At 69.6% G+C, this 15,250-nt stretch carries 17 protein-coding genes; 10 read left to right on the top strand and 7 right to left on the bottom strand.

Going from position 1 to position 15,250, the window contains the following annotated elements; translation table 11 throughout:
• Nucleotide 1 precedes the first annotated feature (1 nt).
• The 4 genes from DEJ08_RS09040 (at nt 2) to DEJ08_RS09025 (ending at nt 2,910) form a co-directional block, all read left to right on the top strand.
• Nucleotides 2-634: a class F sortase gene (locus DEJ08_RS09040; protein WP_181437706.1), complete on the top strand. Its 633-nt coding sequence runs from the start codon at nt 2-4 to the stop codon at nt 632-634.
• Between the two features lie 68 nt (nt 635-702).
• Nucleotides 703-1,248 (top strand): RNA polymerase sigma factor, encoded by a 546-nt coding sequence (locus DEJ08_RS09035; protein ID WP_071244624.1) that lies wholly within the window; start codon nt 703-705, stop codon nt 1,246-1,248.
• Nucleotides 1,245-2,042, top strand: coding sequence for an anti-sigma factor (locus DEJ08_RS09030; RefSeq protein WP_111054171.1), 798 nt, complete (start codon nt 1,245-1,247; stop codon nt 2,040-2,042). Before DEJ08_RS09035 ends, DEJ08_RS09030 begins: the two co-directional genes overlap by 4 nt.
• Nucleotides 2,043-2,391: 349 nt before the next feature.
• Nucleotides 2,392-2,910 (top strand): DUF4238 domain-containing protein, encoded by a 519-nt coding sequence (locus DEJ08_RS09025; protein WP_146248460.1) that lies wholly within the window; start codon nt 2,392-2,394, stop codon nt 2,908-2,910.
• A 77-nt stretch (nt 2,911-2,987) separates the two neighbouring features.
• On the opposite strand, the gene DEJ08_RS09020 is transcribed toward DEJ08_RS09025, so the two are convergent.
• The 4 genes from DEJ08_RS09020 to DEJ08_RS09005 form a co-directional block, all read right to left on the bottom strand.
• Nucleotides 2,988-3,863, bottom strand: coding sequence for an NAD(P)H-binding protein (locus DEJ08_RS09020; RefSeq protein ID WP_111054169.1), 876 nt, complete (start codon nt 3,861-3,863; stop codon nt 2,988-2,990).
• An 89-nt stretch (nt 3,864-3,952) separates the two neighbouring features.
• Complete coding sequence (locus tag DEJ08_RS09015) at nt 3,953-4,780, bottom strand: oxidoreductase (protein WP_111054168.1); 828 nt, start codon at nt 4,778-4,780, stop codon at nt 3,953-3,955.
• A gap of 61 nt (nt 4,781-4,841) precedes the next feature.
• Nucleotides 4,842-5,399, bottom strand: a complete 558-nt coding sequence (locus tag DEJ08_RS18965) for a CGNR zinc finger domain-containing protein (RefSeq protein ID WP_071244619.1) — start codon at nt 5,397-5,399, stop codon at nt 4,842-4,844.
• On the bottom strand, nt 5,399-6,220 hold the full coding sequence (locus DEJ08_RS09005) for an MBL fold metallo-hydrolase (RefSeq protein WP_220035438.1): 822 nt from the start codon (nt 6,218-6,220) through the stop codon (nt 5,399-5,401). The genes DEJ08_RS18965 and DEJ08_RS09005 overlap by 1 nt, the downstream gene beginning before the upstream one ends.
• Before the next feature lie 321 nt (nt 6,221-6,541).
• On the opposite strand from DEJ08_RS09005, the gene DEJ08_RS09000 reads away from it, so the two are divergent.
• On the top strand, nt 6,542-7,069 hold the full coding sequence (locus DEJ08_RS09000; RefSeq protein ID WP_111046121.1) for an acyl-CoA thioesterase: 528 nt from the start codon (nt 6,542-6,544) through the stop codon (nt 7,067-7,069).
• Between the two features lie 45 nt (nt 7,070-7,114).
• Here the strand turns inward: DEJ08_RS09000 and DEJ08_RS08995 are convergent, their stop codons facing one another.
• The gene (locus tag DEJ08_RS08995) at nt 7,115-7,507 is read right to left on the bottom strand and encodes a winged helix-turn-helix transcriptional regulator (RefSeq protein WP_083404110.1); all 393 of its coding nucleotides are present in this window, start codon (nt 7,505-7,507) and stop codon (nt 7,115-7,117) included.
• A gap of 91 nt (nt 7,508-7,598) precedes the next feature.
• Between DEJ08_RS08995 and DEJ08_RS08990 the strand changes: the two genes are divergently transcribed.
• Entirely contained in the window at nt 7,599-8,459 is an 861-nt protein-coding gene (locus DEJ08_RS08990; protein WP_111030032.1) for an SDR family oxidoreductase, read from the top strand.
• A gap of 44 nt (nt 8,460-8,503) precedes the next feature.
• A complete protein-coding gene (locus DEJ08_RS08985) occupies nt 8,504-9,457 on the top strand; it encodes a nuclear transport factor 2 family protein (protein WP_111030031.1) in 954 nt (317 codons plus the stop codon).
• Nucleotides 9,458-9,727: 270 nt separating this feature from the next.
• Here DEJ08_RS08985 and DEJ08_RS08980 read toward each other — a convergent pair whose 3' ends face one another.
• A complete protein-coding gene (locus tag DEJ08_RS08980) occupies nt 9,728-10,348 on the bottom strand; it encodes a response regulator (protein ID WP_111030030.1) in 621 nt (206 codons plus the stop codon).
• Nucleotides 10,345-11,523, bottom strand: coding sequence for a sensor histidine kinase (locus tag DEJ08_RS08975; RefSeq protein ID WP_111054167.1), 1,179 nt, complete (start codon nt 11,521-11,523; stop codon nt 10,345-10,347). Before DEJ08_RS08975 ends, DEJ08_RS08980 begins: the two co-directional genes overlap by 4 nt.
• A gap of 151 nt (nt 11,524-11,674) precedes the next feature.
• Between DEJ08_RS08975 and DEJ08_RS08970 the strand changes: the two genes are divergently transcribed.
• From DEJ08_RS08970 to DEJ08_RS08960, 3 genes are all read left to right on the top strand, one after another.
• Complete coding sequence (locus DEJ08_RS08970) at nt 11,675-12,760, top strand: ABC transporter permease (RefSeq protein WP_111054166.1); 1,086 nt, start codon at nt 11,675-11,677, stop codon at nt 12,758-12,760.
• Nucleotides 12,757-13,431 carry an ABC transporter ATP-binding protein gene (locus DEJ08_RS08965; RefSeq protein WP_111054165.1) on the top strand — a complete coding sequence of 225 codons (675 nt, stop codon included), beginning with the start codon at nt 12,757-12,759 and terminating at the stop codon, nt 13,429-13,431. The genes DEJ08_RS08970 and DEJ08_RS08965 overlap by 4 nt, the downstream gene beginning before the upstream one ends.
• 108 nt (nt 13,432-13,539) lie before the next feature.
• Nucleotides 13,540-15,108, top strand: a complete 1,569-nt coding sequence (locus tag DEJ08_RS08960; protein ID WP_171907747.1) for a helix-turn-helix domain-containing protein — start codon at nt 13,540-13,542, stop codon at nt 15,106-15,108.
• Nucleotides 15,109-15,250: the final 142 nt, after the last annotated feature.

The following is a 15,250-nucleotide window of genomic DNA, read 5'->3' as shown; positions in this document are numbered from 1 at the left end:
CGTGCGGTCCGCCACGGTGACGCTCGTCGTCGCCGTGGCGGCCGCCGCCCTGACCGGGTGCTCGTCGGCCGGGACCACCCCCGGCGGGCAGCCGTCCGTCCTGCCGACCACCACCCCCACACCGGTCCCGTCGGCGTTCTCGACCGAGGTCCCGCAGCAGGCCGCCACGATCCCCCCGGTCCGGGACGCCCCCGCCCCCACCACCATCACGGTCGACCACGCCGGCATCCGCGCGCCGATCCGCCCCGAGGGGGTCGACGAGGACGGCGCCATGGCGCTCCCGCCCGACCCGGCCACCGCAGGCTGGTACCGGTTCGGTGCCGCACCGTCGTCCACCGAGGGCACCGTCGTCATCGCGGCCCACGTCGACGCGGTCGGCTACGGCATCGGCCCGTTCTCCCGGCTCGGCGACGCCCCGACCGGCACCCGGGTCACCCTGACCGACGCGGACGGTGCCGAGACCGCGTGGCGGATCGACTCCGTCAGCATGCTCGAGAAGCAGGGACTCCCCTGGGGCGAGGTGTTCCGTGACGACGGACCACGACGGCTCGTCCTGGTGACCTGCGGCGGGACGTTCGACGCAGCCACCGGACACTACGAGAGCAACCTCATCGTCACCGCGGTCCCGGCCTGACCGTGGCGACGATCCGCACCCTACGATCGGATCGTGGTCGACGACGACCGCGCCAGCGACAGGAAGACGTGACGACCATCCTCCCGGACGACAGCGAGCTCTCGGACGCGTTCCGCGCCGGGGGCGAGCACGCCCTGCGAGCCGTCTACGAACGGTGGTCGTCGCTCGTGTACTCGCTGGCCCTGCGCGCCCTGGCCGACCCGGCCGCCGCGGAGGACGTCACGCAGCAGGTCTTCGTGAAGGCCTGGCAGCGCAGCACGAGCTACGACCCCGGCCGCGCCCCGCTCGGCGCGTGGCTGGTCGGCATCACCCGGAACTGCATCGCCGACGCGCAGAACGAGCGTCGCCGGCACGCCAGCGCCGCCGACCCGGACGTGGTCGAGGAGACCACCCCGGCGCCGGAACCGGCCTTCGACCTGGCCGAACGCGCCCTGGTCGCCGGCGAGCTCGAGCGGCTCGACGAGGTCCCACGGCGCGTGATGCGACTGGCGTTCTACGACGACCTCAGCCATCGTGAGATCGCCGAACGGCTCGAACTGCCGCTGGGCACCGTCAAGAGCCACATCCACCGAAGTCTGGCTCGGCTCCGAACACGTCTGGAGGTGATCGAATGAAGCACGTCGACGACGAGACGCTGGCGATGCTCGCGGTCTCCGACCAGGTCGCCGCGGACGACGTCGCCGAGCACCTGGCGTCCTGCGACCGGTGCCGCGACGAGGTCGCCGCGCTGCAGCGGGTCGCCGCGGTGACCCGGGCGTCCGAGGACGTCACGCTGGCCGCGCCCCCGGAGCACGTGTGGGACCGGATCGCCGCGGAGATCGCCCGGACGCCGCAGCAGGCTGCGGCGCCGGCGGCCGACCCCGGACGAGCGGCCGAACGCGCGTCCGCCGCCACGACGTCCGACGCGCAGCACCACGCCGTGGCACGCCAACCCCGATCCCGTCCGCGTCGTCGCCGTGCCTTGGCGCTGGTGATCGCCGGCGTCGGTGTCCTCGCCGTCGTCCTCGGCATCGGTGTGGCGTCGGGGGTCGTCCCCGGACTCCCCCGCGGCGACACCGAGACCGTCCTGGCGAACACCGAGCTCGCCGCGCTGCCCGGTTGGTCGGGGACGACCGGCCGCGCCGAACTCGAACGTGACCAGGACGGCCGGGTGACCCTGCTCGTCGACCTGCACGGAGAGCGCGGTCGCTCCGGCACCGGTCCGCTGCGCGAGGTCTGGATGATGCGGTCGGACCTCGGTGGACTGGTGAGCGTCGGCTACCTCGACGGCGACCAGGGCCGCTTCACGGTGCCCGACGGCGTCGACACCGCGGAGTTCCCCGTGGTGGACGTCTCGGCCGAGGCCGACGACGGTGATCCGGCGCACTCCGGTGACTCGATCGTCCGGGGCACCCTGACCGATCCCTGAGCAGTGCGGGGCACTGGTGTCCGCGAGCGGGACAACGGTGCGCGCGGCCACGCGGAATCGTACGGGTGGGACTGCTCAACAGACGGCGTTGATTGGTGCCCCGCCTGTCGTGCAGCGCAGGCAGAAGGCCGATGGCCACTTGACGTCGCAGATCGCACTGCCTTGGGGTACTTCATCGCGTTGCAAGCAACCCGGACACAGGTGAACCGAAGAACGGCAGACTCGCTCGCTGCTTTCGCCGCACGGCTTGAGATTGGCTTCGGGGGACGAGATCGGTTCAAGGCTCGGCTCGAGCACGACGGAAAGGACCGTCCCCGAGGAGAAAGTGCAACAGCTGTGGGATGAAGCAATGCGCCCCGAGAGGCCGCCCGTACAAGTCAGTCATGGGGAGTTCGCCGAACAGATGCTGAAGACCGCCGACGGCGTTCTGAAATACCTGATCGGACGACCTTGGACGCTGGTCCGATTCGATCGCAGGTCGCTAGTCACCTCCGACTCCCCGGTGAGCTTGGTCGCACAGCCCGACGCTAACGAGTGGGAAGGGGTCGGATACATGACCGCTTGGGGCATCGCGATGCCCTTGACTCGGAAGCTTGGACTCATCATGGGAGACCCGACGCCGTTCCAAGGCCTGGTCCCCGTCGAGGAGGCGCACCAGGGCCTGCGAGACACACTCGTCCCTGTAGACACGACCGCCTACGAGCGCTTCTTCAACGAGCACACGATCGGCCACGCAAGCCGATGGCTCTACTGCCACCCCAGCGATGAGCACCGCATCCCGGACGACCTACCCGAGCCCCATCTCGTGAACATGCGCATCCAGAACAATCCTTGGGAGTTCAACGGCGAACCGAACGGTGTTGTCTAACCGCTCGCCGACGCCGAGCACGCCGCGAATCCGGCCCACGCGGACCGTCTCGATAGCCGATCGGCTACCGGACGAGATCAGCGGAAGAGCTCGGCGTTTTCCGCGACCCAGTCCGGGATCGAGCGGGCAGGCCGGCCCAGCAGATCTTCCACAGTGGACGTCTTTTCGGTGCTGGCGCCAGACGCAAGGGCTTCGACGTCGATGCTCACGAGGAGCCCCACGACCATCTCCGGCAGTCCGAGTGACAGCAGCAGGGCCCGCTGTTCGTCAGGGGTTCGGTGCGTGTAGGTCACGGTGCGCCCGATCGCTTCCGAGATGAGCTCTGCTATGGCGTCCATGTTCAGCCCGTCGGGTCCGGTGAGGTGGTAAGCCCTGCGGACCGAGCCGCTCGCTGCACCGCTCAGGATCAGGCGTGTCGCGACGTCTCCGACGTCGCGCACGTCGATGAGGTTCGCGGGAAGCGTGCCGGCAGCGCCTCCCCACAGGTCGCTCTTGATGAGTCCGGCCTGACCTCCGATGACGGCGCTGAAGGTCATGGGGCGCAGCACGCTGTAACCGATGTCGACCGCGCCGAGATGGTCCTCCACCTGCAGATGCCAGTCGATTGGGTGCATGCGGGAGGGCCAGCTCCACGAGCTGACCTTGACGATGTGTTCGACCCCGGCGCGGGCGGCCGCGTCGATGAGGGCGATTTCCTGGTGGGCTTGGTCGTCGGAGCTGCCGAGGCTGATGACCAGCACGTCGGCGCCGTTGACAGCGGACGCGATCGACTCGGGGTCCGCGTAGTCGATGTGGACGCTCGTGGTCTGGGTGCCAGCGTTTTGCGCTGCGGGTGTCCGGCTGAGTGCACGTACCGCGGTGCCGGCAGCGGAGAGCCCGTCGGTGATCACCCTGCCGACACGCCCCGTCGCGCCTGCGATGGCAACGAGCCCCGGTCCTGATACTTCGGTCATGTCGATGTCTGCCTTCTCTTGGTGACTGCGGCTCGGGCGGGCGCTTCGCGCTCCTTGACGACCGGGATGAGCGGTGGTCGTGGTGCGGCTCAGCCGTTCGCTCGGACGGAGAACTCCTTCCAGGACTCCCACTCCGCCAGTCGGGCGGCGTAGACCTGGGGGACGACAACCGTCGGTGCGGCGCCGAAGAAGACGCGGAGCGGCGGGGTCGGGTTGTCGACGAGCTCCAACATGGCTGCGCCGACGGCCTCGGGCTTGCCCAGCCACTCGACCGGTCGCTTCCTTTCGGCCGCCTCGGCTGCGCGGTGGGCGTCCTCGTACGCCGAGTTCGGGGTGGCGTTGACAGCGCTCGATCCTGCCCAGTCGGTGCCGTACTGCCCCGGTTCGACCAGGGTGACGTTGATCCCGAACGGGGCTACTTCCTGGGCGAGGGCGTCCGAGAGGCCCTCGAGTGCCCACTTGGAGGCGTTGTACCCGCCGAGGCCGGGGAACGCGATGACCCCGCCGATGGTGGAGATCTGCACAATGTGGCCGCTTCCCTGAGCGCGCAGGACGGGCAGCGCCGCCTGCGTGACGTTGAACGCGCCGAAGAAGTTGACGTCGAACTGCTGGCGGAGTTCGGTTTCGCTGAGTTCCTCGACCATCCCGAACAGGCCGTACCCGGCGTTGTTCACGACGACGTCGAGCGTGCCGAAGCGTTCGGCCGCCGCGTCGACCGCCGCGTGGACGGCGGCGGCGTCGGTGACGTCGAGTGCGATGGCGAAGAGGCGGTCGCCGTGGGTGGCGGCGAGGTCGTTGAGTGCGGCGAGGTCCCGAGCGGTCGCTGCGACGCGGTCGCCGCGTTCGAGGGCGGCAACCGTGAACTGCCGGCCGAAGCCGCGGCCGGCGCCAGTGATGAACCAGGTCTTGGAGGTCATGCGTTTGTTCCGATCTGCTGTGTCTGCGGAGTTGTGTTGCGGGGTGTCAAGTTGGAGCGGATCAACTGGTTGACGAGTTCGCTTCGGTTCGGCTGATGGTCCTGTCTCGGTGCGCACGGACGCGGGCCGCGTTGCCGCAACGGGCCGACGAATGCCACTTGCCGGCCCCGTTCTTCGACTGATCGAAGAACGCGACCTGGCAGTCCGGGTTCGCGCACAACTTGAGCCGCGAGAGCGCACCCGTGGCGCGCCCTTCGAGCAGCGCGACTGCGACCTTCGCCTCGATGAAGTCACCGCCGCCGTGCGGCACGGTGATGCCGTCGTCGTCGAGGCGCAGGCGGAGGGCGAGATCCACTGGCTGATGGTGTTCCGCGGGCCCGTCACCGAGCAGTCGCCTGAGGGCTGTCCGTAGGCGACGCAGGCGTTCGAGGGAGTCAACGTCGACGCCGGCCCCGGTGCCGGTGCCGATCGACGCCAGCCAGGTCGTTGCGCTGTCGGTGGATCCCAGGAGGTCAGCCCCGGGGCCGACGCTGACGGTGTTGACGAGGTCCTGCAGGAGCGCGAGGTCACCCGGTGCGGGGTTCGCCTCGTACCGGGTCGTCGCGGTGCCCTCGAGCATCAAGCCGCTCCCCCCAGGAGGGTGAGACCACCGAACCAGACAGGGCTGAGATTGAGGTGGTGAGGGTAGCGGGTGGTCATCTCCTGCAGGAACCGCTCCGGGGTGACACCGTCATCGAGCAGCGCCATGACGTCGCGCAGGTACATCCGGGTTTCGGCGATGGTTTCGGGGCTGTCCGCCAGTGCCCGGTTCTTGTGGCCTGCCACGACGTGATGGGCTCCGAGTGCTTCGATGACGTCGAGCGCTGCGAGCCAGTGCTCGAAGCCGCCACCAGGCCCCTCCAGGAGGTACTGGTGCACCCCGTTGTAGACGCTGTCGCCAGCGACGACGAGGTCCAAGTCCGGGACGTGGAGCACTGTGGTGCCGTCGGTGTCGGTGTGTCCGACCTCGATGGGGAGCAACCGATGACCTTCGAGGTCGAACCCGTCGGGGCCAACCTCTTCCGCGATGACAGGTGCCTCCGGGATCAGCCCCGGGAAGATCTGGTCCCACAGCTGTTCGCGGCCCGTTGTCGCCTCCTGGTGCATCATCGCGATCGTCTGCTTCGTCGCGACCACCGTCGCCGACGGGAACCGCTCCACCAGGGCGTGTCCACCGAACCAATGGTCACCGTGGCCGTGGGTTGCGTAGATGGACGTCAGTGTCTTGCCGGACGCTTCGACCCAATCACCGACCGCCTTGATCTGCTCGTGGGTGAACGGTGCGTCAACGAGCACCGCGTGCTCCGCCCCGGAGATCAGGACCGTGCTGCCTGGGTTCCACACCAGAGGGCGGCCGTCAGGCAGCCGTGCGTCACCAGCCCACTCCGGTCCGTCGGTCACGAGAACGTCGTAGCTCAATTCACTCATGCGACTCACTGTAACGTACAAAACGGTTTTGCTCGTTACAGAACCTCAAGGAGTTCGATGCTGCCGTTCGGTTCGGCTCGGCTCGGCACGCACCCGCCCGCGCACCCCCATCGGTCAGGCTGATCGCGGGGCTGCCACAACAGGCCTCACTCACTGAGCATGCCCTCATCGAGCAGGACCCACTTTTCGACATACGGTCGTATGGCGTGATGCGACCGCAGGACCGCGGCCATGCGACCGCGGGCGCTTCGGAACCGAGCGCCGTCAAGACACGACTCGCCGGCGAGGAGCCCCGTGAACCTGTACTTCCGACTTCTTCTGGTGCTCTTCGGACAGCGCTTCCGACGAGGCCTCAACATCCACGAGACCGACACCACCATCTTCCGCGTGACCGTCGGGGACCTCGATGTGTACGGCCACATGAACAACGGCCGCTACCTCACGATCATGGATCTCGGCAGACTGCGGTGGCTCCGACGCACCGGGATCTTCGGTCGCACCCGGGCCAGAGGTTGGGCAGCGGTCGTGGCGCAGCAAACGGTGACCTACCGGAGGCCCCTCCGAGTCGGCCAGCGCTTCGAACTCCGCACGAGGTACCTCGGTTCCGACGATCACGGCAGCTACACCGAGCAGACCTTCGTTCGACGCGGAAACCTGCACGCGCACGCCGTCGTGCGGACGAAGTTCTTGACGCGACACGACGGCCCCGTCGTGACCGACGATCTCCGCGCTCTCCTCGACGGGGACGATCTCGTTGTGCCCGACTGGGTCGCTGACTGGTCCGCTTCCGCTCGCAGCGCCGCGGCCGATTCGCCGTCGTGAGCCCGGCGGCAGCGTGACACAGATCCCGCTCAGGACCGCGGGGTGTCAGTCGCCGGACGGCCGATCGACGATGGCGTCGGCGTGCTCGACTATCCAGTCCATGAGGGGAACGAGTCGAGCTGCCAGTTCGCTACCGCTGTCGGTGAGCGAGTAGTCCACCCGAGGCGGGATCGTGGGCTGCGCGACCCGGTTCACGATCCCGTCGTGCTCCAGCGTCCGCAGGGTCGAGGCGAGCATCTTCTCGCTGATCCCCTCGATGGTGCGTCGAAGTTCCCCCCAGCGCATGCTGCCCGGCTCGAGCGCGAGGAGCACGAGGACACCCCACCGACTCGTGACGTGGGTGAGCACGACTCGCGTAGGACACGCCGCTGGGAAGCGCGCGAACGCATCCGGATCCTGCACGGGCGGTGCAGGGGCTTCCACGATTCCGACATCCATGTAAGTACCTTACAAAAAGGTGCGTACCTCCGTACAGGAGAGTTTCCTGCGATGCTGCGATCACCCGCTGAAGATCGCAGAAGGAGACCTCGTGTCCATCATCGTCACCGCCGCTTCCGGCCAGCTCGGCCGCCTCGTCGTCGAAGCTCTCATCGAACGCGGGGCCGACCCCGAGTCGGTCATCGCGACCTCACGCAACATCACTCGCCTCGCAGACCTCGCGACACTGGGCGTCCGGACCGCCGTGCTCGACTACACCCGTCCGAGCACGATCGCTGACGTCATCGGTGCCGGCGACGTCGTCGTCCTGATCTCGAGCGATGCCGTCGGGCAGCGTGTCGCCCAGCACACTGCGGTGATCGACGCCTCCGCAGCGGCCGGCGCCAGCAGGATCATCTACACGAGCGTCCTGGACGCTGGTCGCTCGGAGTTGATCCTCGCTCCCGAGCACAAGGCCACGGAGGAGGCCATCGCCGCATCCGGCGTCCCCGCCACCATCCTCCGCAACGGTTGGTACACCGAGAACTACGCGACCACGCTCGACATCGCACGGCAGTCGGGTGTGATCACGGCGAGTGTCGGAGACGGCCGCGTCGCCAGCGCCAGCCGACGCGACTTCGCTGAAGCAGCCGCGGTCGTCGCGCTCGATGACGAGACCGCCGGGCGTGTGTTCGAACTCTCCGGCGATTACGCATGGACCCATGCCGAGCTCGCCGATGCCCTCACCGACGTGATCGGTTCACCGGTGCACTACCAGGCCCTCAGCACGGACGAACACGCTGTCTCCCTCCGGGGAGCGGGGCTCGACGAGGGCACAGTCGCGTTCTTGGTGGCCCTCGACGCGGGCATCCGCGACGGTCTCCTCGCCCACACCAGCGGGGAGCTCAAGGCTCTCATCGGCCGACCGACCACCCCGCTCGCCGAGGGCCTCGCAGCCATCGCGGCGCAGTGACCCGCATCCAGTCCCGTCAACCACACACGAGCAGGAGCACAACCATGACCAACGACCTGATCACGCGCACACGAAGCAGCCGCATCGCCCGCGGCGCGGCGGCCGTCGCCGGAGCCGCCCTCCTCACCGGTCTCGTCGTGTCCACGCCGGCAGCGGCCGCTCCCGCAACCCAACCGAAGCCGACCGTGACGGTCGCCGGGAACCGGCAGAACACCAACACGGAACACCGCAACGCCTGCATCGTCCGGACGCTCATCACCCGGACCTTCACCGATCCTGACAGCAGATCCTCCCGGCAGGTCGCGGCACGGTTCGTGTCCCCGAGCGCAGTCACGCACGGCGCAGCAACCACTGCCGGACCGAAGGGTGTCCTTGCCCAGTTCTCGGCGGACCGTACCCGCATCCCTGGTGCTCGAGCAGTGATCAAGCGCACCGCAGCAGACGGCAACCTCGTCGCCGTGCACTGGCAGATCGCACCAGACCCGCGCAACGAACGACGCGGTGATGCCGCCGTCGACCTGTTCCGCCTCCAGCACGGACGGATCGTCGAGCACTGGTCGCTCGAGCAGCCCATCCCGACGGGCACCCCCGCAAGCGGGAACACGAACACCATGTTCAGCGACCTGTACCGGCCGGCACGTCCGACCACCGCGCCGTCGGAACGTCAGGAAGAACGCAACCGCGTCCTCGCGGTGTCGGCGTACAACACACTCTTCCGAGACCACGATGCGTCCGTCCTCGACCGCGCCTTCGACCCCGCGTACTTGCAGCACAACACCGTCGCTCCGAACGGGACAGCAGCCCTCAAGCAACTGTTCGGGAGCGGCGCCCAGTTCCCGGCGCAGCAGTCCGTCATCTCGCTCTCCGACGGTGACATCGTCTGGACCTTCTCCCGCGCGGTCGGGGCGAAGCCCGGCGACCCGCTCCTCGCTGCCGACCTGTTCCGCGTCGACGGTGGCCTCATCCGAGAGCACTGGGATGTCGTCCCCACCAGCTGACCACCGCCCGGGAGGCAGAACCTGCCACCGCGACGAGTTGTCTATGACGACTGCAACCAGTCGGCAAGACGGGGTCTCATCAGCCGATCGCCTACCGGGACAGCGGAGCTAAGGGTGATTCGCTGAGTGCCGTGACGGCCCCCGAAGTGATCCTCGTTCACGGCTTCTACCACCAGCGGCAGCACATGCAGCCACTCCGGGCAGCTCTCGAAGAGCAGGGCGCGATCGTGCACATTCCTCGCCTGCACCGAGGGTCTCTCATCAGCTCCGTCAGCGCAGGACGCCGAGCGCCCGGGCCTCGGACACCGCGGCGGTCCGGGATCCGACGCCGAGCTTGGAGAACACGTGGACCAGGTGTGACTTCACGGTGGCGTCGGTGATGTGCAGGCGTGCCGCCACGTCGACGTTCGAGGCGCCCTCGGCGACGAGCCGGAGGACCTCGATCTCACGAGCGGACAGGCTGACCCGTGGCGCACGCATCCGCGCCATCAGGCGGCTCGCGACCGCCGGCGCGAGGGCGCTCTCACCGGCGGCTGCGGCACGGACCGCGGCGAGCAGTTCGTCGGGCGGCGTGTCCTTGAGCAGGTACCCGCTGGCCCCCGCTTCGACAGCGCCCAGGATGTCGCCGTCGCTGTCGTAGTTGGTGAGGACGAGGACGTACGGCGCGGCGTCGGTCGACCGGATCTGCCGGGTGGCGTCGGCACCGGTGCGGTCCTGCCCGAACTGCAGGTCCATCAGCACGAGGTCGGGGTCCAGGGACGCCACGAGCGCGGCGGCTTCGTCGGGTGTCGCGGCCTCCCCGACGACGTCGATGTCGACCGCCCCGTCGAGGAGTGCGCGCAGGCCGGCGCGGACGACGGGGTGGTCATCCGCGATGACGAGTCGGATCACGGGCGACCGACCTCCACGGTCGCGGTGATGGTCGTGCCGTCCCCGGGTGCGCTGTCGATGGTGAGACGGCCACCCAGCTGGTCGACACGTTCACCCATCGCGCGGAGCCCGAACGCGTCGGACGTGCCGGAGCGGGTGCCGACACGGTCGGGGTCGAAGCCGGAGCCGTCGTCCTGCACCCGCAGGGACGCGTGCGTCGAGGTGACGTCGAGGGTGATGTCGACGGTCGTGGCGCCGGCGTGCTGGGCGACGTTCGCGAGGGCCCCTTGGGCGATGCGCAGCAGAGCGGTCTGCACGTCCATCGTCAACTCCGACGCTTCGGGTGCGGCCGTCACGGTGATGCCGAGCCCCTCGCGGTGCCACTGGTCGCTGAGGCGGCGCAGTGCCGCGGGGAGGCCGGCGTCGAGGGACGGCGGTGCGAGTTCCCGGATGAACCGCCGGGTATCGGCGAGGCCGTCGGCCGCTGTGGCGCGTGCGAGGCGGATGTGCTCGATGCCCGGCCGGCCGCCGTCGGCTGCTTCGGCGGCGTGGAGGAGCATCTGGATGCTCGAGAGGTCCTGCGCGACGGTGTCGTGGATCTCGCGCGCCAGGCGGGCGCGTTCGGTGAGGACGCCCTGCTGCCGTTCGGTCGCGGCGAGTCGGTCGCGGGTGGCGAGGAGTTCCGCCAGGAGTGCCTCCCGCTCGACGGACTCGCGGGCGAGCGCCCGGTAGCCGAGGCCGATGAGCAACGCGACCCCGGCACCGACGAGGGGCCCGATCACCCCGCCCACGGTGAAGCCGCCGTGCAGGCCCAGGGCGACGACCGCGATCAGGGTCGCTGCGACCACGGCGGCCGGCCCGACGATCCGGGGCAGGACGTGCAGGTAGAGGAAGAACAACGGGAACACCAGGTACGCCGCTTCCGGCACCAGGACGAGCAACGCCACCCACACGGCGGTCAAGGCGGTGATCCAGGCCGCTCCCACCACGGCTCGGCGTGCCTCCGGCGCGGCGGCGACACCGGCGCCGAGCAGGTACAGGACGGCGAACCCGACCACCAGGGCGATCGCCGCCCACATGGTCGGGTCACGGACGACGAGGACCCGGACGACGACGAGTGCCACGAGCGCGGCGAACAGCACGTGCAGTCCGGTGCGGAGCCCGACGAACACGGGCGTGAGGGTGCTGTGTGCCATGTCCGTTGCAGCGTACGGCGGCCACGACCTACCGGACATCAACCAGAAGTCGGACGACAGCAGTCAACCTCCCGGCGATGGCACCGGGACCCGCGACGGCGAGGCTCGTCTGGACGGCAGGGAGCGTCCCCGCCGTCGGGAAGGAACCATCGTGTTCGTCGCTTGGCGCGACCTCCGATCCGCCCGTGGCAGGTTCGTGCTCATCGGGTCCGTGGTGTCGTTGATCACCCTCCTGGTCGGCTTCCTCGCCGGCCTGACCGGCGGCCTCGCCGCGCAGAACGTGTCCGCGGTCCTCGGCCTCCCCGGGAACCGGCTCGTCCTGCAGGAGCCCTCGACCGGGCAACCATCGTTCTCGCAGTCGACGATCGACGCCGCGACGGTGTCCGCGTGGCGGGAGTCCTCCGGCGTCGAGCACGTCACGCCGATCGGGATCGCACAGGGGCGCGCCGCCGTGCACGCCGAAGCCGCACCAGCGGTCGCCGTCGCCCTGTTCGGCGTCCCACGGGGAGCCCCCACGTCGACGGTGACCGACCTTGCTCCGAGGTCCGACGACACGGTGGGCCTGTCCGCCGGCGCAGCGAAGGACCTCGACGTCGCCGTCGGGGACGCCGTCACGATCACCGGGACGACCTACCGGGTCGCCACCGTCGGCGGAGACGCCTGGTACAGCCACACCCCCGTCGTCGCGCTCTCCCCGACGGCGTGGGCGTCGACCGACCGGCGCCTCGGCGGGGACGGCGAAGCGACCGTGCTCGCCGTCTCCGGAACGCCGGACTGGGGCAGCACGGCGGACCGCACGCGCACCGTCGCCGTGTCGCCGCTCGCCAGCCTCACCGCGCTCGAGACGTTCAAGTCGGAGGTCGGGTCCCTCGGACTCATGATCGTGATGCTCTTCGGAGTCTCCGCGCTCGTCGTCGGGGCGTTCTTCACCGTGTGGACGCTGCAGCGTGCCGACGACATCGCCGTCCTGAAGGCCCTCGGCGCCTCCGACGCGTCGCTCGTGGGCGATGCCCTCGGCCAGGCACTCGTCGTCCTGGCCGCGGGCGTCGGGGTCGGGATCGGTCTCGTGTCGGTCCTGGGGACGCTCGCGAACGGTGTCCTGCCGTTCCTGCTCAGTCCGCTCACCACCCTGCTGCCGGCCGCCGTGATGGTCGTCCTCGGCCTCGCCGGTGCCGCCGTCGCACTCCGCACCGTCACCAGGGCCGACCCCCTCACCGCACTCGGGAGCAACCGATGATCACCCTCGACGACGTCACCCTCACCTTCCCCGACGGCGACTCCCGCATCACGGCGGTGGATCGCGTGTCCCTGACCGCTCCGAGCGGGGTCGTCACGGGCATCACCGGGCCCTCCGGCTCCGGGAAGTCCTCACTGCTCGCGGTCGCGGCGACCCTGATCCGCCCGGACTCCGGGCACGTGTGGATCAACGACGTCGACGCGGCGACCCTGAGCCGGAACGAGGCGACGACGCTCCGCCGCGACCAGGTCGGCATCGTGTTCCAGCAGTCGAACCTCATCGAGTCGCTCACCGCTCGGGAGCAGCTGCTCGTCATGGCGGAGCTCGGCGGCGGCCACCGTGACCGGACCGCGGTGCGCACCCGTGCCGATGCGCTGCTGGCAGCGGTCGGTCTCGCCGAGCACCGCGGCAAGCGACCCGCGCAGCTCTCCGGCGGCCAGCGGCAACGGGTCGCCATCGCCCGAGCCCTGGTGAACACCCCGTCCGTCCTGCTCGTCGACGAACCCACCAGCGCGCTCGACCAGGAGCGAGGCGCCGAGATCATGGCGCTGATCGCGCGCCTCACGCACGAGCAGGGCACGGCGACGATGCTCGTCACGCACGATCTCGTCCACCGCGAGGCGCTCGACCGCCTGGTCACCGTCGTCGACGGCCGCCTGACCGATGCCTGAGCGTTCGTCCCCCGAAATTCCCAACTGTGACGTATTCGAGACCTCGGGACGCGCAACGGGTGTCGATCTTCCACTGGTTTATCTCATGAGCGTGTTAGCGTGGCGCGCATGACCGACACCACCACCGTCGTCTCGCCGGCATCTCCGGCGACCGCAGCACCCCTCCGTGAGGTCGGCGCCCTGATCCGGGGCGCCCGCAAGGGCCGCAGCATGACGCAGGCCCAGCTCGCCGAACGCGTCGGCACCAGCCAGAGCGCCATCAACCGCATCGAGCAGGGCGGGCAGAACCTGTCCCTCGAGATGCTCACCCGCATCAGCGACGCCCTCGACCAGCAGATCGTCTCGATCGGCGGCGCCCCGCAGCGCGCCCACCTGCGCGTGCAGGGCGGCCGGAAGCTCAGCGGCTCCATCGCGGTGAACTCGAGCAAGAACGCCGCCGTGGCACTGCTCTGCGCCTCGCTGCTCAACCGCGGCGTGACCCGGCTGCACAAGGTCGCCCGGATCGTCGAGGTCGACCGCATCATCGACGTGCTCCGCAGCCTCGGCGCGAGCGTCACCTGGTCGGAGGACGGCGAGACCCTCGAGATCGTCGCCCCCGACGACCTGCACCTCGACGCGATCGACGCCGACGCCGCCCGCCGCACCCGCAGCGTGCTCATGTTCCTCGGCCCGCTCAGCGGCCGGTACGAGTCCTTCCGCCTGCCCTACGCCGGCGGCTGCGACCTCGGCACCCGCACGGTCGAGCCGCACCTCATCGCGCTCCGTCCGTTCGGCGTGGACGTCGAGGCGACCTCCGGTTGGTACGAGGTCGACGTCGCGAACCAGGCCGTCCCCACCAAGTCGGTCGTGCTCACCGAGCGCGGCGACACCGTGACCGAGAACGCGATCCTGGCCGCCGCGGCCCGCGACGGCGAGACCGTCATCCGGAACGCCAGCCCCAACTACATGGTGCAGGACCTCTGCTTCTTCCTCGAGCTGCTCGGGGTGCAGATCGAGGGCATCGGCACCACCACGCTCCGCATCACCGGCAAGAGCAAGATCGACGAGGTCGTGGACTACTGGCCGAGCGAGGACCCGGTCGAGGCGATGAGCCTGCTGACCGCGGGCATCGTCACCGCGTCGACCCTCACCGTGACCCGTGCACCGATCGAGTTCCTCGAGATCGAGCTCGCGACCCTGGCCGAGATGGGCCTGCGCTTCGACGTCACCGAGGAGTACGCCGCCGCCAACGGCCGCACCCGCCTCGTCGACATCACGGTGTACCCGTCCGAGCTGCACGCGCCGATCGACAAGATCCACGCGATGCCGTTCCCCGGCCTGAACATCGACAACCTGCCGTTCTTCGTCGTCATCGCGGCCATGGCCGAGGGCACCACGCTCGTGCACGACTGGGTCTACGAGGGCCGGGCGATCCACCTGCTCGACCTCACCCGCCTGGGCGCGAGCGTCACCCTGCGTGACCCGCACCGCCTCGACGTGACCGGTCCGACGCACTTCTCGGGCGCTGAGATCAGCTGCCCGCCGGCGCTGCGGCCCGCCGTGGTGATCCTGCTGGCGATGCTCGCGGCGAAGGGCGAGAGCGTCCTGCGCAACGTCGGCATCATCGCCCGTGGCTACGAGCAGCTGCAGGAGCGCCTCAACTCGCTCGGCGCGTCCATCGAGACGTTCCACGACTGACGCGACCACCCGCCCGCGCGACCTGACGGCCCGTCCCCGCAAGTGGGGACGGGCCGTCACCCGTCTGACGGGGTCCCCACGGGCCTCCAGGCCGATGCCCAGGAGCGCTCCATGCGCCGCCCAGCCCGACCGTGCTGGATGG

The sequence above is a fragment of the Curtobacterium sp. MCLR17_054 genome (genome assembly GCF_003234335.2).
Lineage (GTDB): Bacteria > Actinomycetota > Actinomycetes > Actinomycetales > Microbacteriaceae > Curtobacterium > Curtobacterium flaccumfaciens.
This window is presented reverse-complemented; position numbering and strand designations above follow the sequence as displayed.